Origin of the sequence: Ponticoccus litoralis (assembly GCF_039769985.1) — a bacterium.
Taxonomy (GTDB): domain Bacteria; phylum Pseudomonadota; class Alphaproteobacteria; order Rhodobacterales; family Rhodobacteraceae; genus Ponticoccus; species Ponticoccus litoralis.
This window is the reverse complement of record NZ_JBDNCH010000002.1, coordinates 108,183-123,917: the sequence shown is the minus strand read 5'-3', so window position 1 is coordinate 123,917 and position 15,735 is coordinate 108,183. Positions and strand designations below refer to the sequence as shown.

The 15,735-nt window shown below is 68.8% G+C and carries 12 protein-coding genes and 2 pseudogenes; 9 read left to right on the top strand and 5 right to left on the bottom strand.

Going from position 1 to position 15,735, the window contains the following annotated elements:
* Nucleotides 1–342 precede the first annotated feature (342 nt).
* A pseudogene (gene tyrS / locus ABFB10_RS01545) lies at nt 343–1,595 on the bottom strand (tyrosine--tRNA ligase).
* Between the two features lie 97 nt (nt 1,596–1,692).
* On the opposite strand from tyrS, the gene ABFB10_RS01540 reads away from it, so the two are divergent.
* A complete protein-coding gene (locus ABFB10_RS01540; RefSeq protein WP_347167905.1) occupies nt 1,693–2,748 on the top strand; it encodes an anhydro-N-acetylmuramic acid kinase in 1,056 nt (351 codons plus the stop codon).
* Between the two features lie 310 nt (nt 2,749–3,058).
* On the opposite strand, the gene moaA is transcribed toward ABFB10_RS01540, so the two are convergent.
* Complete coding sequence (moaA, locus tag ABFB10_RS01535) at nt 3,059–4,066, bottom strand: GTP 3',8-cyclase MoaA (protein WP_347165041.1); 1,008 nt, start codon at nt 4,064–4,066, stop codon at nt 3,059–3,061.
* 122 nt (nt 4,067–4,188) lie between these two features.
* On the opposite strand from moaA, the gene ABFB10_RS01530 reads away from it, so the two are divergent.
* The gene (locus tag ABFB10_RS01530; RefSeq protein WP_347165040.1) at nt 4,189–4,686 is read left to right on the top strand and encodes a hypothetical protein; all 498 of its coding nucleotides are present in this window, start codon (nt 4,189–4,191) and stop codon (nt 4,684–4,686) included.
* A 106-nt stretch (nt 4,687–4,792) separates the two neighbouring features.
* Entirely contained in the window at nt 4,793–6,214 is a 1,422-nt protein-coding gene (locus ABFB10_RS01525) for a cryptochrome/photolyase family protein (RefSeq protein WP_347165039.1), read from the top strand.
* A gap of 107 nt (nt 6,215–6,321) precedes the next feature.
* On the opposite strand, the gene ABFB10_RS01520 is transcribed toward ABFB10_RS01525, so the two are convergent.
* Complete coding sequence (locus ABFB10_RS01520) at nt 6,322–6,747, bottom strand: hypothetical protein (protein WP_347165038.1); 426 nt, start codon at nt 6,745–6,747, stop codon at nt 6,322–6,324.
* Between the two features lie 126 nt (nt 6,748–6,873).
* Between ABFB10_RS01520 and ABFB10_RS01515 the strand changes: the two are divergent.
* The 6 genes and pseudogenes from ABFB10_RS01515 (at nt 6,874) to ABFB10_RS01490 (ending at nt 14,176) form a co-directional block, all read left to right on the top strand.
* Nucleotides 6,874–8,089: pseudogene (locus tag ABFB10_RS01515) on the top strand (class I SAM-dependent methyltransferase).
* 3 nt (nt 8,090–8,092) lie between these two features.
* Entirely contained in the window at nt 8,093–8,533 is a 441-nt protein-coding gene (locus ABFB10_RS01510; protein WP_347165037.1) for a TrgA family protein, read from the top strand.
* Between the two features lie 4 nt (nt 8,534–8,537).
* Entirely contained in the window at nt 8,538–9,233 is a 696-nt protein-coding gene (locus tag ABFB10_RS01505; RefSeq protein WP_347165036.1) for a gamma-glutamylcyclotransferase family protein, read from the top strand.
* Between the two features lie 69 nt (nt 9,234–9,302).
* The gene (locus ABFB10_RS01500) at nt 9,303–9,662 is read left to right on the top strand and encodes an NUDIX domain-containing protein (protein ID WP_347165035.1); all 360 of its coding nucleotides are present in this window, start codon (nt 9,303–9,305) and stop codon (nt 9,660–9,662) included.
* 305 nt (nt 9,663–9,967) lie between these two features.
* A complete protein-coding gene (locus ABFB10_RS01495) occupies nt 9,968–11,002 on the top strand; it encodes a cysteine synthase A (protein WP_206565392.1) in 1,035 nt (344 codons plus the stop codon).
* Between the two features lie 3 nt (nt 11,003–11,005).
* Nucleotides 11,006–14,176 carry a DUF3772 domain-containing protein gene (locus tag ABFB10_RS01490; RefSeq protein WP_347165034.1) on the top strand — a complete coding sequence of 1,057 codons (3,171 nt, stop codon included), beginning with the start codon at nt 11,006–11,008 and terminating at the stop codon, nt 14,174–14,176.
* A gap of 232 nt (nt 14,177–14,408) precedes the next feature.
* Here the strand turns inward: ABFB10_RS01490 and ABFB10_RS01485 are convergent, their stop codons facing one another.
* Together ABFB10_RS01485 and ABFB10_RS01480 are read right to left on the bottom strand one after the other, a co-directional pair.
* A complete protein-coding gene (locus tag ABFB10_RS01485; RefSeq protein ID WP_347165033.1) occupies nt 14,409–14,822 on the bottom strand; it encodes a Fur family transcriptional regulator in 414 nt (137 codons plus the stop codon).
* Entirely contained in the window at nt 14,819–15,733 is a 915-nt protein-coding gene (locus tag ABFB10_RS01480) for a DMT family transporter (RefSeq protein ID WP_347165032.1), read from the bottom strand. Before ABFB10_RS01480 ends, ABFB10_RS01485 begins: the two co-directional genes overlap by 4 nt.
* Nucleotides 15,734–15,735 lie beyond the last annotated feature (2 nt).

Here is a 15,735-nt window from a genome sequence, read left to right as displayed (position 1 = left end):
CTGTGCCGGGCTTCGAAGACCGTGGTCTTGTCCGGATTGGCGGCGCCGAAGGCGGTGGCTTGCGGCAGGGGAATGGGCAGCGAGTCGTTCATCGGCAGCCATTAACGGAATAGAAAGTTTCGATTCGTTTAATGGCGGCATGAAAACCCTGATCCGAACCCCCGCAAGACCCCCTGCCGTGGCCCGGGCACTGGACCCGCCGCGCCCGACCGGCGCTGCCGCGCTGCTGCTGGCCCCGGCGCTGTCTGTGCCCTTTGCCGTTCTGGTGGCGATACAGGCGCTGCTGTAAGGCCGCCGCCCGGCATGGAATGGACCGCGCGACCTGTCGCGCGGCCCAAGGCCTTACCCGGCTAGCTTCACCAGCGCGTGGCGCTTCTTGCCCGCGCTCAGCTTGATCGGCGCCGCCGGGCGCCCGCATCCAGCACCAGCCCGGCGTCGGTCAGGGGGGCGTCGTCCATGCGTGCCCCGTTCTCGGCGATCAGGCGCTTGGCCTCCTTGCCGGATTTCGCAAGGCCCGAGCGCACCAGCACCTGCACGATGGAGATGCCTTCTGCCAGATCCGCCGCCGTCAGTTCCAGCGTCGGAAGGTCGTCGCCCACGCCGCCCTTCTCGAAGACCTCGCGGGCGGTCGCCTCTGCCGCTGCCGCCGCCTCTGCGCCGTGGCACAGGGTCGTGACCTCGTTGGCCAGGATGATCTTGGCGCCGTTGATCTCCGAGCCTTCCAGCGCGCCCAGACGGTCGCATTCCTCGATCGGAAGCTCGGTATACAGCTTCAGGAAGCGGCCCACGTCCGCGTCGGTGGTGTTGCGCCAGAACTGCCAGAACTCGTAGGGGCTGAGCATGTCGGCGTTCAGCCACATGGCGCCGCCCTGCGACTTGCCCATCTTGCGCCCGTCCGAGGTGGTCAGAAGCGGCGAGGTCAGCCCGTAGATCTCGTGATCCAGCACCCGGCGCGTCAGGTCGATGCCGTTGACGATATTGCCCCACTGGTCGCTGCCGCCCATCTGCAGAACACAGTCATACCGGCGGTTCAGCTCAAGGAAATCATAGGCTTGCAGGATCATGTAGTTGAATTCGAGGAAGGACAGAGACTGCTCGCGGTCCAGCCGCGACTTCACGGATTCGAAGGACAGCATCCGGTTGACCGAGAAATGCCGCCCGATGTCGCGCAGGAAGTCGAGGTAGTTCAACCCGTCCAGCCACTCGGCATTGTTCAGCATCAGGGCCGCCGAGGGCGCGTCGCCGTAGGTGAGGTATTTGGCAAAGACCTGCTTCATCCCGGCGATATTCGCGTCGATCTGCTCGGGGCCGAGCAGCGGGCGCTCGTCCGAGCGGAACGACGGGTCGCCGACCTTGGTCGTGCCGCCGCCCATCAGGGTGATCGGCCGGTGCCCGGTCTTCTGCAGCCAGCGCAGCATCATGATGTTCAGCAGGTGGCCGACATGCAGCGACTGCGCGGTGGCGTCATAGCCGATGTAGGCGGTCACCACCCCCGTCGACAGGGCCTCGTCCAGCGCCTGATAATCGGTGCAATCGGCGAGGTAGCCGCGCTCCATCATGATGCGCATGAAGTCCGATTTGGGATGGTAGGTCATAGCCGGCCTCTCTTATACTGCGCGCCGAGCTATAAGAAGAAGCGGGGCAAAGGTGAAGGGCAAGATCGCGGCAGGCCCGGTCCGGGCGTTGGGAGCGATGTCGGGGACCTCTCTGGACGGCGTCGACGCCGCCGAGATCGTGACCGACGGGCTGCGCATCCTCGAATTCGGCGCAAGCGGATACCGGCCCTACAGCGATGCGGAACGGGCCACCCTGCGCGCTGTGCTGGGCCGCTGGCCGGGCGCGGGGCTGGAGGCGGCGGCGCGGGTCGTGCACGAGGCTCATGCCGACCTGATGGCCGGCTTTCCCGAGGCCGAGATGCTGGGCTTTCACGGCCAGACGCTGGCGCATGAGCCCCAGGGCCGCGGCACCCACCAACTGGGCGACGGCGCGGTGCTGGCCGAGGCTCTGGGGCGCCCGGTGGTCTGGGATTTCCGCTCTGCCGACGTGGCGCTGGGGGGCGAGGGCGCGCCGCTGGCGCCTTTCTTCCACTTCGCCTGCGCCAAGTGGATCGGGGCCGAGGCGCCGCTGGCCTTCCTCAACCTCGGCGGCGTGGGCAACCTGACATGGGTGGACCCGCGCCACGCGACGCCAGAGGCCGAAGGCGCGCTGCTGGCCTTCGACACCGGGCCGGCGAATGCGCCGATCAACGACCTCGTAGCCCTGCGGCTGGGGCTGGACTGCGACCGCGACGGCGCGCTGGCCCGGCAGGGCCGTGTGGAAGACGGCGCGCTGGAGCTGTTCCTGGACGAGCAGTACTTCCGCCGGATGCCGCCCAAGTCGCTGGACCGGGACGACTTTTCCCTCATGCTGGACCTTGTGCGAGAGCTTTCGGACGCCGATGCGGCGGCGACCATGACCGCCATGGCGGCGGCGGCGGTGATGCAGGGGATGGAGCATTGCCCCGTTGCCCCCGACCGCCTGCTGGTGACCGGCGGCGGGCGCCACAACCTGGTGATGATGGAGATGCTGGCGGTGGGCCTCGACTGCCCGGTCCTGCCGGTGGAGGCCGTGGGCCTCGACGGAGACATGCTGGAAGCGCAGGCCTTCGCCTATCTCGCTGTGCGCGTGGCGCATGGCCTGCCGACCTCCTGCCCGGGCACGACCGGCGTCGCCGCCCGGGTCGGCGGTGGGCAGATCAGCCGTCCCTGATCGACCGCCCCGCGTGCGGATGCCGGCGGAGCCTCCGGCGGGGATATTTCAGGACAGAAGAAGACAGGGGCTGCGCAGACATTCGGGCGTGGAGCGCAGGGAGATGAGCGGACGAAGCCCGCACGGCCAGGCCGAGGCGGGCTTCGGGATCAGCCTGGGCTTCTCCTGTCACGGCCATCGGCGTCCCCGCCTGTACCGCATCCGCAGGTTGCCCGTTCTTGGTTAAGAAATGGTGGACGATCGCGTTTTCTTCTGTCCGGAAATATCCCGGGGGAGGCCGCAGGCCGGGGGCAGCGCCCCCAGCCCCGTCTCAACCTCCGGTGTGGCTCATGTGGCGCGACACGCGGCCGTCCACGCTCTGGCGCGAGTAGTCGAAGTCGTGCCCTTTGGGCTTGTGGGAAATCGCGTCGCGGATGGCGGCTTCCAGCGGGGTGTCGTCGCCCGGGTGGTTGCGCAGCGCCGCGCGCAGGTCGGCGTTGTCCTCTTGCCCGAGGCACATGAACAGCTCGCCCGTGCAGGTCAGGCGCACGCGGTTGCAGCTTTCGCAGAAATTATGCGTGAGCGGAGTGATGAAACCCACCTTCTGCCCTGTCTCTTCCAGCCGAACGTAGCGGGCCGGGCCGCCGGTGCTTTCGGGCAGGTCGGTCAGCGTGTAGTGCTTGGCGAGCCGCGCGCGCAGGTCGGTCAGCTTCCAGTACTGGTCCAGCCGGTCCTCGTTGCCGATGTCGCCCATCGGCATGACCTCGATCCAGGTCAGGTCGATGCCGCGATCCGCGCACCATTCGGTCATCGACAGCAACTCGTCCTCGTTGAAGCCCTTCAGTGCCACGGCGTTCAGCTTGACCCGCATCCCTGCGTGCTGCGCCGCGTCGATGCCCTTCAGCACCTGCGGCAGGCGGCCCCAGCGCGTGATCTCGGCGAATTTCGCCTCGTCCAGCGTGTCGAGCGAGATATTGACGCGCCGCACACCGGCATCCCAGAGCGGCCCGGCAAAGCGTTCCAGCTGCGAGCCGTTGGTGGTCAGCGTCAGTTCCTTCAGCGTGCCGGCGTCCAGATGCCGGGTCATCGACTGGAAGAACCGCATGATGTCCCGGCGGACCAGCGGCTCGCCGCCGGTGATGCGCAGCTTTTCCACCCCCAGCCGCACGAAGGTCGAACACATGCGGTCCAGCTCTTCGAGCGTCAGCAGTTCCTTCTTGGGCAGAAAGGTCATGTTTTCCGACATGCAGTAGACGCAGCGGAAGTCGCAGCGGTCCGTGACGGAGACCCGAAGGTAGGAAATCGGGCGGGCGAAGGGGTCGATCAGCGGTGCGGTCATGTCCAAGATGTAGCTGTGGGCGGAATTTCGAGCAAGAGTGCGCGCGGAATTGTCATATGTCAGGCCCGACCTTAGGGTGAGGTGCAAACTCAGGGGTACGAGATATGAGAGCAGCGGTTGCAATGGTGGCGGTCCTCGCGGTGGCGGGCTGCGGCGAAAAAGGGCTTTTCACGGGGCAGGGACCGTTCGGGAAAGCGCCCGAGGCGGCATCTGCGCAGGCGGCCCCTGCGGCGGAGGCCGGGCAGGCTGCGCCCGCGACGGCGGCGGTAAAGCCGCCCGCGGGGGCGCGCACGGTCGAACAGTTCGACACGACCACCCCGGAAGAGCGTGTCGCCGCCGCTGCCGCCCCGGTGGAACCGGCGGGCGAGCGCAGCCTCGGGACCACCGTGGCAAGCCTTGGCGAGGTGGCAGAGGCCGGGTTCTGGCTGAAGACCCCGCTGGTGACCGAGCGGACAAGGGGCCGGGTGCTCAACCCCGCCAGCGGCAAGTCGGCGCAGGTCGACCTGATCCCCATCGACGGGCCGGCCAGCGCGGGCAGCCGCATTTCCCCGGCCGCCATGCGCCTGCTGGAGGCTCCGCTCACCGATTTGCCGACAGTCGAGGTCTTTACCGGCGGCTGACCGGGGCAGGCGGCCCGGGCGGCGGGCGCGGGAACAGATGGGGGCGTCTTGCCTTTCCGCGACAGGCCCTAGCTTGCCCGGGGCATGACCGACCGGAGACGCCTGCATGTCCAAACCCGCTCCTGCCCTGTACTGGGTGCGCCGCGACCTGCGGCTGTCCGACAATGCCGCCCTGCGCGCCGCCGCAGAGGGCGGGCGCCCGGTGATCCCGGTCTTCATCCGTGACAGCCTGGCCGAGGGGCTGGGCACGGCGCCGCAATGGCGGCTGGGGCTGGGTCTTGGACATTTCGCGGAGGCGCTGGACGGCAAGGGGCTGCGGCTGGTCCTGCGGTCCGGCGATCCGGTCGATTGCCTGCAGGCGCTGGTGCGGGAAACCGGCGCCGAGGCGGTTCACTGGACCCGCGCCTACGATCCCGACAGCGTGGCTCGCGACAAGGCGGTGAAGGCCGCCCTGGAAGCGCAGGGGATCACCGCGCAAAGCCACACCGGCCACCTGATGTTTCAGCCATGGACCGTCGAGACCAGGACCGGCGGCTACTACAAGGTCTATACGCCGTTCTGGAAGGCGGTGCGGGGCCTTGCGGTCAACGACCCTCTGCCCGTGCCCGCCACCCTGAAGGCCCCGGCGTCATGGCCCGACAGCGAAAAGCTGGACGACTGGCGCCTTGGTGCCGGGATGCGGCGCGGTGCCCGGGTCGTGCGGCCCTACGTACGGCTTGGCGAGCGTGCCGCGCAGAGCCGTCTGGGGGCGTTCATGGCCTCGAAGGTGGCGGACTACGGGCGGGCGCGCGACGCGGTGGCCGAGGACGGCACCTCTTGCCTGTCAGAGAACCTCAGCCTTGGAGAGATCACGCCCGCGCAGTGCTGGCACGCCGGGCGCCGCGCCATGGAAGAGGGCAAGGCGGGGGCCGAGACCTTCCTGAAAGAGCTGGTCTGGCGCGAGTTCGCCTATCACCTGATGTGGCATTCGCCGCGCCTGCTGACCGGCAACTGGCGCGAGGACTGGGACGCCTTTCCGTGGAACGAGGACGCGCGGCTGCGCGAGGTCCGGGCGTGGAAGCAGGGGCGCACCGGGGTGCCCTTCGTGGATGCCGCCATGCGCGAGATGTACGTAACGGGCCGGATGCACAACCGTGCCCGGATGATCGTGGCAAGCTACCTGACCAAGCACCTGATGTGTCACTGGAAGATCGGTCTTGAGTGGTTCGAGGACTGCCTGATCGACTGGGATCCGGCCTCGAACGCGCTGGGGTGGCAATGGTCGGCGGGCTCCGGCCCGGACGCGGCGCCCTACTTCCGCGTCTTCAATCCGGAAACGCAGGCCGAAAAATTCGACTCTGAGGGCCGCTACCGCGACCGCTGGATCGCCGAGGGGCGCCGGACAGCCACGGAAACGGCGCTGTCCTACTTCGATGCGATCCCCGAAAGCTGGCCGATCTCGGCGCGGGACGACTACCCGGAGCCCATCGTCGGCGTGAAGGAAGGGCGGGAAAAGGCGCTGGCGGCCTATCAGGGGCGCGATTTCTGACGCGCGCCGGGCCGTGGCCGCGTCCCCGGCTGCACGACCGGGCAACAGGCCGGGCTTCGGCCCGCCATGGTCGCCCCGCTGTCATTGCGCGGCAGCTACGGCGCGGATCAGTTCGTGACGCCGCCCATCTGGTCCATGCGCACCCAGCCCGATGCGCCATTGGCGCCGTAGCGGATCTTGCAGACCGGCGCGGCATCGGAACAGGTCTCGACATAGCCGCCCATGCCGGGTGACAGCGAGCCCGCCTTGGCGCTGCGGTCCGCCTCCTTGTAGATCGGCAGATTGCGCGCGGTCATGTTGACGTAGGGAATGTCCCGGCGCAGCGAGGTCGCGCCATCCCACCGGCTTGGGCGGAATGACCGGATCGCCCGGCGCGGGTTCCGCCAGCGATACGGCGGCCCGGCTACGTCGGGCGCGGGCAGCTGGCTGGGCGGTGCATTGCCGCCGCCCCAGTCGCCGACGAAAGAGCGCATCTGCCCGCAGCCCGACAGGGCCGTGACAAGCACCAGAGCGGTCATCAAAGAGCGTTTCACGAAAATCCCCCTGACTGCTGAAAATTGCGGATTGCAGCCCCTACAGGAAACACCACCTCGGGCAGATTCCAAGAAGAAAAGCTTGCCAGTGCCTTGCGTCAGCTTAATTTTCAGGGAAACGAAACAGTGACAGGCCGCCATGACCGCTCTGGATATCCCCGACGACGTACCGCCCCCCGCTATTTCGCGCGTGTTCTGGACATGGCGCGCCGGATGGAACGCGGCAGGCTGGTCTTCGTTTTGCCCGATGGCAGCCGCCATGTGGCGGAGGGTCGGGCGCCCGGCCCGGAGGCAGAGATTGCCCTGCATCACGGCGACGTCTTTGCCCGGCTGATCCGCGAAGGCGACCTTGGGTTCTGCGAGGCCTACCTGGATGGCTGGTGGTCGACGCCCGACCTGATGGCCTTTCTGGACCTCGTCCACGCCAACGAAGAGATGTTCGACGGCTACCCCGGCGGCGCCGTGGTGCGCGCCTTCGAGCGGCTGCGCTTCTGGCTGCAGCGCAACACCAAGCGGCAGGCGCGGCGCAACATCTCGGCCCATTACGATCTGGGCAATGATTTCTACGGGCTCTGGCTGGACGAGACGATGACCTATTCCTCGGCCCTGTTCGAACAGGGCCAAGAGGATCTGGCCGAGGCGCAGCGGGCGAAATACGCGGCGCTTGTCGACAGCCTGAATGTGCGGCCCGGCGATCATGTACTGGAAATCGGCTGCGGCTGGGGGGCTTCGCCGAATACGCCGCGCAGGAACGGGGCCTGCGCGTCACCGGCCTGACCATCAGCGCCGAACAGCACCGCTTTGCCACCGAGCGCATGGCGCGCGCGGGCCTGTCGGATCGGGTCGACCTGAAGCTGCAGGACTACCGGGACGAGCGCGGCCAATACGACGGCATCGCCTCGATCGAGATGTTCGAGGCTGTGGGCGAACAATACTGGCCCGCCTATTTCGACACGGTGCGGGGAGGCTGAAGCCCGGGGGGCGCGCCGGTCTTCAGGTCATCACCGTCCAGCACCGGCGCTGGGAGGTCTACCGGCGCGGCGTCGATTTCATCCAGAAGTACATCTTTCCCGGCGGCATGCTGCCCAGCCCGGTGGTGTTGCGCCAGGCGGTGGAACGGGCGGGGCTTCGGGTCGAGGGCAGCCGCGAATTCGGGCAAAGCTATGCCCGCACGCTGGACCTGTGGTTCGATGCCTTCAACGCGCGCTGGGATCACGTGGCGTTGCAGGGATTCGACGACCGCTTCCGCAGGATGTGGAACTTCTACCTTGCCTCTTGCGCCGCGACCTTTCGCAGCGGAAACTGCGACGTGACACAGATCACGATTGCGAGACCCAGCTAATTCATGCCCACTGCCGCGAAACTTGTCGCCGCCCTGTGCCTTGCGGCGCTGGGATACGTTGCGTCCGACCTGATCCGCCCGCTTCTGCCCGCCAGTACCGATTTCGGCCTGTTCAACCATGTGAACGGGCTGATCGGGCTGGTCATGGGCTGGCGGGTGGTGGGCCGCCGGGCCGGGCGCGGCATGTCGGCGGCCATCGGAAACGGCTTCACCGGGACCGCCGCGCTGGTGTTCTGGGGGCTCTTCGTGCAGGCCACCTACGAAATGGTGCGGCGCAGCTTCGCGCGGCACTACGACAGCATCGTGGAAGCCATTGCCGCGATCTTCGAACTCATGCTCGAATACGGCGAGATCATGCTGGACGCCCGGGTCATCCTGGCCCTGCTGCTGGGCGGCATTGCCAGCGGCATCCTTGCCGAGATCGCGGCAGGACGCTGGAGGTAAGCGCGTGACCACGTTTTTCTTTTACGGCACGCTGCGGCACCTGCCGCTGCTGGAGGTGGTGCTGGGCCGACGCCCCGAGACCCGCGAGGCGGTGCTGAAGGGCCATGCGGTGAAGGCCGTGCCGGGCGAAACCTACCCGACGATCACGGCGGTTCCGGGGGCCGAGGCGCCGGGGCTGCTGGTCTCGGGGCTTGCGGCGGAGGATATCGCGCGGCTGGACTATTACGAAGGCGGCCATGGCTACGAGACCCGGCAGGTGGCGGTCGGCGGCCCACGGGGGACGGCGGCGGCGCAGGTCTATTTCCCCGACGCCGCAGGGGCGCCCGATGCGGCGCCCTGGTCGCTGGCGGGATGGGTGACAGGGGTCGGCGCGAGTCGCGGTACAGGCGGCGCGCGAGGTCATGGCCCGGCGCGGGCGTTACTCGGCAGAGGCCGCCGGTCACATGCGCCCCTTCTTTGCCGCCCGCGCATGGGGCCAGCAGCGCTTTGGCCCCGACCCGATCCCGCAGACCCTGCGCAGCCCGCGCAGCCTGGCAGAGGTCGACTGGCAGCCCATGCCCGGCGCCTACGAGGGCTTCTTCCGGCTTCAGCCGTTCCGGCTGAGCTACGACCGCTTCGACGGCGGACGTACCGGGCCGCTGGAGCGCGAGTGCTTCATCGCACTGGGACGTCGCGCTGGTGCTGCCCTACGATCCGGTGACCGACAGCGTGCTCATCGTCGAGCAGCTGCGCTACGGTCCGATCCATCGCGGCGATCCCTCGCCACCGGGTGCTGGAGCCGGTGGCCGGGGTGATCGATGCCGGGGAGACGCCCGAAGAGGCGGCCCTGCGGGAAACCCGCGAAGAGGCGCAGATCGATGTGCGGCGCCTGATCCCGGCCCCGAAGGGCTATGCCTCGCCGGGGTATTCGACCGAATACTACCACGGTTTCCTCGCGCTGGCCGAGCTTGGCGCCGAGCGCACCGGGACCGGGGGGCTTGCGGAAGAGAACGAGGATATCCGCACCCATGTCCTGACCTTCGACCGCGCGATGGCGCTGGTCCGTTCGGGCGAGATCAACGCCCTGCCGCTGGTGATGCTGCTGACCTGGCTGGCGGTCGAGCGCGAGGAGCTGCGGCGCGGCTCCTGACCGGGGCTGGTGGAAAGGACGGGCTTCCCGGCGATCCCGGTGGGCCTTGCGCGTCCCGGGATCGGCGCGTGGCTTGACCGGTAGGCTGGGGGGCTCTGCCCCCGCGCGCTGCGCGCCCCCCCCCGAGGTATTGGAGGACCAGAGAAGCAGGGGTGTTGTGCCGGGCGGTCCGGGGGGCTTTGGGTGGCTGCCCGGGTGGCAGTTCGGGGGTGGCGCGGGCCGGTCGGGCGGGGCGGCGCCGACTTGCGTCGCCCGGGCGGGCGCCCTACACCATGCAAAACCCTGCCCAGAAAAGGACCCGCGCCATGCGTATCGCCCATGATCTCGCCGATGCCATAGGACAGACGCCGCTGATCCGGCTGCGCAAGGCCTCGGAAATGACCGGCTGCGAGATTTACGGCAAGGCCGAGTTCATGAACCCGGGCCAGTCGGTCAAGGACCGCGCGGCGCTGTACATCATCCGCGACGCGGTCGAGAAGGGCCTGCTGGAGCCCGGCGGCACCATCGTCGAGGGCACCGCGGGCAATACCGGCATCGGTCTGGCGCTTGTGGGCGCCTCGATGGGATTCAAGACGGTCATCGTCATCCCCGAGACCCAGAGCCAGGAAAAGAAGGACATGATCCGCCTGGCCGGGGCCGAGCTGGTGCAGGTGCCCGCCGCGCCCTATCGCAACCCCAACAACTACGTGCGCTACTCGGGCCGCCTGGCCGAAGAGATGGCGAAGACGGCGCCGCACGGCGCGATCTGGGCCAACCAGTTCGACAATGTCGCCAACCGGCTGGCCCATGTGGAAACCACCGGCCCCGAGATCTGGGAGCAGACCGGCGGCAAGGTCGACGGGTTCATCTGCGCGGTGGGCTCGGGCGGCACGCTGGCGGGCGTCGCCGGGGCGCTGCAACCCAAGGGCGTCAAGATCGGCCTTGCCGATCCCGACGGGGCGACGCTGTTCAACTATTACACCACCGGCGAGCATGCCGCCGAGGGCAGCTCGATCACCGAGGGAATCGGGCAGGGGCGGATCACCGCCAACCTTGAAGGCTTCACCCCGGACATGGCCTACAACATCCCCGACGACGAGGCGCTGCCGGTGGTCTTCGACCTGCTGGCGGAGGAAGGGCTGTGCCTTGGCGGTTCGTCCGGGATCAACGTCGCGGGCGCGATCCGCATGGCCCGCGAGATGGGGCCGGGGCACCGGATCGTCACCATCCTGTGCGACTACGGCACGCGCTACCAGTCGAAGCTTTTCAACCCCGAGTTCCTGCGGGAGAAGGGGCTGCCGACACCGTCCTGGCTGACGCGTGCGCCGGCCAGTATTCCGGGCGTCTTCGAGGACGTCTGAGCGATGGGCTGGCTTCACCGGATCGTCGCCGCCTGCCTTGCCTTGATCCTCTGCGCCGGACTTGCGCTGGCGCAGGACGTGGAGGCCCCCGACTACGACGCCTGGGACAGCCGTGCCGCCAGCGGCGAGCGGATCCTGCAGGAGCCGCAGGCCAGCGACGAGACGCTGGAGGCCCTGCGCCTGCAACTGGCGGAATGGCGCGAACGCTTTCTGGCCGGGCAGGATATCAACGCGACCCGGATCGATGCGCTGGAATCGCAGCTTCAGGCGCTGGGGGAGCCACCCGCCGAGGGCGAAAGCGAGCCCGAGGATATCGCCGAGCGCCGCGCGACGCTGAACGCGCAGATCTCGGAGCTGCGCGCCCCGGTGCTGCGCGCGGAAGAGGCCTATTCCCGCGCCAACGCCATGATCGCCGAGATCGACCGCATCATCCGGGAACGGCAGGCGGATGCGCTGCTGTCGGTCGGACCTTCGCCGCTGAACCCGGTGCACTGGCCCGGTGCGATCGACGCCCTGACGACCTCGATCCTGCTGTCCTGGCAGGAACTGGTTGCGAATGCCCGGGACGCGGGCCACCGCGCCGTGGCCCGGCGCAACCTGCCCAGCATCCTGATTGTCGGCGGCATCGGGCTGATGCTGATCCTGCGGGGGCACAGGTGGGCGCGCGCCGGGGTCACGCGGCTGATTGCCCACAGCCGGCGCGGCACCGGGGTGATCCGTTTCGTGATCTCCCTGGGCCAGATCATGCTGCCGCTCTTCGGGATCATCCTGCTGGTCACCGCCGCGACGATCACCGATTTCGCCGGTCCGCGCTGGCGCGTCCTGCTGGAACACCTGCCAAGCTGGGCCGCGACGCTGCTTCTGATCCGCTGGCTGGCGGATCAGGCCTTTCACGACAGCGACGAGATGGCGGTTCTGCCCCTGGCGCTGGAAGACCGCAGGCGGGCGCGGCGCGTGGCCAACATCCTGTCGGTCAGCTACGTGCTGCGCGACATGCTGCGCGTCTTCGTCGAACTGGACAACTATGCGGCGGAAACCGAGGCGGTGCTGCAGTTCCCGGTGTTGCTGTTCTCGGGCTATTTCCTCTTCCGCCTTGGCCGCACCCGCAACGAGGCGCATATGGCCGGCAGCCGGGCCGCGCTCGAGTCGACCGACGCGGGGCTCTTCCGGATGCGGCTGGCGCGTTTCATGGGGCGTGCCGCCATGGTACTGGGCGCGCTGGGGCCGGTGCTGGCGGCGCTGGGATACCTGAAGGTCGGCGAGGCGCTGATCTATCCGGCCATCGCGACCCTGGGCCTGATCGGGCTGGTGATGGTGCTGCAGCAATTCATCAACAACCTCTACGAGCTGGTCACCGGCAGCCACCCGGACGAGGACAACAGCCTCTGGCCGGTGCTGGCGGGCTTTGTGCTGGCGATTGGCTCGATCCCCTTTCTTGCGCTGATCTGGGGCGCGCGCCGGGCCGATCTGACCGAGGTCTGGGCGCGCTTTCAGGAAGGCTTTTCCTTTGGCGAGACGCGGATATCGCCGTCGGATTTCCTGCTGGTGATCATCGTCTTCGTGATCGGCTTCATGCTGACGCGGCTGTTTCAGGGCGCGCTGCGGACGGCGGTTCTGCCGCGCACGAAGCTGGATCAGGGCGGGCAGAACGCCGTGGTCTCGGGGATCGGCTACGTCGGCATCTTCGCCGCCGCGCTGGTGGCGATCACCGCCGGCGGGCTGGACCTGTCGTCGCTGGCCATCGTGGCGGGCGCGCTGTCGGTCGGCATCGGTTTCGGCCTTCAGAACATCGTGTCGAACTTCGTCTCGGGGATCATCCTGCTGATCGAACGGCCCATCGGAGAGGGCGACTGGATCGAGGTCAACGGCACCCACGGGATCGTCAAGGACATCTCTGTCCGCTCGACCCGGCTGGAGACCTTCGACCGCTACGACCTGATCATCCCCAACGCCGATTTCGTCTCGGGCACGGTGGCCAATTACACCCGCGGCAATTCCCTGGGGCGGCTGATCCTGTCGGTCGGCGTGGCCTATGGCACCGACACGCGCAAGGTCGAGAAGATCCTGCTGGATATCGCGCGGCACCACGACATGGTGCTGATGAACCCGGCCCCGATGGTGGTCTTCACCGGGTTCGGCGCCGATGCGCTGGACTTCGAGCTGCGGGTGATCCTGCGCGACGTGGGGCAGGGGCTGGTGGTGCGCACCGAGATGAACCACGACATCGCCGAACGCTTCGTCGCCGAGGGGATCGAGATCCCCTTCGCGCAGCGTGACATCTGGCTGCGCAACCCCGAGGCGCTTGGCGGCGGGCGGCCCGGCGCGCCGCCGGCGGCCCCGCAATCGACCACCGGACCGGCAGAGCCGGAAACCACGAACAGGCCGCAGCGGCAGGAACGGGCCGAGCCCGGCTCTTACGGGTCCGAGGCGGATATCGACGGGGGAGACGGTCCGATGACGCCGCTGTTGTACCGCGAAGACGCCTACCTGCGCGAGGCCCCGGCCCGCGTGGTGGAGATCACGCCCGAGGGCGGCGTCGTGCTGGACCGGTCGCTGTTCTACCCCAAGGGCGGCGGCCAGCCCGGCGACAGCGGCTGGCTGGAGTGGGACGGCACCCGTCTGGCCATCGCCACGGCGGTCAAGGCCGAGGACGGTCACTCCTCGGTTCTGGTGCCCGCCGAACCCGCCGCCCTGCCGCCGCTGGGTGCGCATGTGGTGCAGCGGCTGGACTGGGAGCGGCGGCATGCCCATATGCGGGTGCACACGGCGCTGCATTTGCTCAGCGTGGTGATCCCCTTGCCCGTCACCGGCGGGCAGATCGGCGCCACGGGCGGACGTCTGGATTTCCTGATGCCGGAGCCGCCGGAGGACCGCGAGGCCATCGAGGACGCATTGAATGCGCTGGTGGACCGCGACCTGCCGGTGACCGAACGCTGGATCACCGAGGCGGACCTCGACGCGCAGCCCGATCTGGTCAAGACGCTGTCGGTCAAACCGCCGCGCGGTGCGGGAAGGGTCCGGCTGGTGCGGATCGGCGAGCCCTCGCAGCAGGTGGATCTGCAACCCTGCGGCGGAACCCATGTGGCGCGCACCGGAGAGATCGGCGCGCTGCGGCTGGGCAAGATCGAGAACAAGGGCAAGCAGAACCGGCGGGTGACACTGCTACTGGCCTGAGGCACGCGGCGCTGTCCTGAAAGGGGCCGCCGCGCCGATGGGCTGGGCCTGTCTGTGCACGCTACCCCTTGCGGGCCCCGGTTCGTCTGCGGGGCAGATGTGCCGGGCGTGGACCGGGCGGACGCGTCCTGACCCCGGTGCGGCCCGTCGCCGCGCGCATCGGGCCGCACCGCCGGGGCTGCCGGGGCTGCGACACAGCGCAGGGGCGCGCCTTGCGGGTCGGGGCGGGCGGTCAGCCTTTCTTCAGCGGCACGCCATACAGTTCCATGCGGTGGCCGGTCAGGCGATAGCCCAGCTTGCGGGCGATCTTTTCCTGAAGCGCCTCGATCTCTTCGTCGACGAATTCGATGATCTGCCCGGTATCGAGGTCGATCAGGTGATCGTGGTGGTCGCGTTCCGCATCCTCGTAGCGGGCGCGGCCATCGCCGAAGTCGACCCTTTCGACGATCCCGATCTCTTCGAAAAGCTTCACGGTGCGGTAGACCGTGGCCAGCGAGATCTTCGGATCCTGCGCCGAGGCGCGGGCGTACAGCTCTTCGACGTCGGGATGGTCCGACGCCACGTCCAGCACCTCGGCGATGGTGCGGCGCTGTCCGGTCATGCGCAGGCCACGGGCCGCGCAGCGGTCTGCGATGCTGTCTGTCATGGCTCGGGCTCCGCTGGATGGTGCCCCGTTCTAGGCGAGCCGGAGGCCGAGGCCAAGGGCCGCGCGCGCCGGGGTGGCGCGAGGTACACCGCCAGAGCGGCAATGACCACCGTGCCACCCGCAAGGGCGCTTGGCGAGGGCGCTTCGGCGGTGGCCAGCCAGACCCACAGCGGCCCGAGCGCGGTTTCCAGCAGCATCAGCAGGCTGACGGTGGCGGCAGAGGTATGGCGCGCCGCGGCGCTGAGCAGGAAGAAGGACAGCGGCAGCACAAGCAGCGCGGCGGCGAGGATCGGCAGAAGGACTCCCTCGGTCAGGCGGGCGGGGGTGGCGGCGACAAGTCCGAAGAGCCCCGCAAGCAGGGCGCCCGCGCCGATGGCGGGCAGCAGCGGCAGGCCCGGGTGGTGGCGCAGGGTGACGAAGTTCAGCCCCAGCGCCATGGCGACTCCTATCCCGCAGGCGGCCCCGATCAGCGCATTGCCGGTGGCGTCCGGATCGCCATGGCCCGAGACCGCCAGCGCGATGCCCGCCAGCACCGCGGCCATGGCCCGCCACGTGGCCGGGGCCGTCCGTTCGCGATACAGCAGCCGCGCCAGGACCGCCGCCCAGACCGGCACCGTTGCCACGCCCAGCAGGACCGGGGCGACCGGCGCGGCGGCGATCCCCAGCGGGAACAGCGTCGCGTTGGCGGTCTGGCAGGCGATGACCAGCGCCGCCACCGGGCTGGCAAGGGCGGCCAGATCGGCCCGCCGGTTTCGCGCGGTCAGCGCCCATGCGGCCAGAAACAGCGCGCCCATGCACAGGCCGCGCCAGGCCAGCATCTGGCCAGCGTCCATGCCCGACAGGCGCATCAGGGCCGCGTCGGGTGTCAGGAGCAGCGCCCCCGCCAGCGCGAGGGCAAGACCGCGGTTCATGC

What these genes read in the sequence shown, in the direction of transcription:
- ABFB10_RS01540 (WP_347167905.1), top strand. Translation starts at nt 1,693, where the DNA reads ATGTCGGGGACCTCTCTGGACGGCGTCGACGCCGCCGAGATCGTGACC.
- moaA (WP_347165041.1), bottom strand. Translation starts at nt 4,066, where the DNA reads ATGACCGCACCGCTGATCGACCCCTTCGCCCGCCCGATTTCCTACCTT.
- ABFB10_RS01530 (WP_347165040.1), top strand. Translation starts at nt 4,189, where the DNA reads ATGGTGGCGGTCCTCGCGGTGGCGGGCTGCGGCGAAAAAGGGCTTTTC.
- ABFB10_RS01525 (WP_347165039.1), top strand. Translation starts at nt 4,793, where the DNA reads ATGTCCAAACCCGCTCCTGCCCTGTACTGGGTGCGCCGCGACCTGCGG.
- ABFB10_RS01510 (WP_347165037.1), top strand. Translation starts at nt 8,093, where the DNA reads ATGCCCACTGCCGCGAAACTTGTCGCCGCCCTGTGCCTTGCGGCGCTG.
- ABFB10_RS01495 (WP_206565392.1), top strand. Translation starts at nt 9,968, where the DNA reads ATGCGTATCGCCCATGATCTCGCCGATGCCATAGGACAGACGCCGCTG.
- ABFB10_RS01490 (WP_347165034.1), top strand. Translation starts at nt 11,006, where the DNA reads ATGGGCTGGCTTCACCGGATCGTCGCCGCCTGCCTTGCCTTGATCCTC.
- ABFB10_RS01485 (WP_347165033.1), bottom strand. Translation starts at nt 14,822, where the DNA reads ATGACAGACAGCATCGCAGACCGCTGCGCGGCCCGTGGCCTGCGCATG.
- ABFB10_RS01480 (WP_347165032.1), bottom strand. Translation starts at nt 15,733, where the DNA reads ATGAACCGCGGTCTTGCCCTCGCGCTGGCGGGGGCGCTGCTCCTGACA.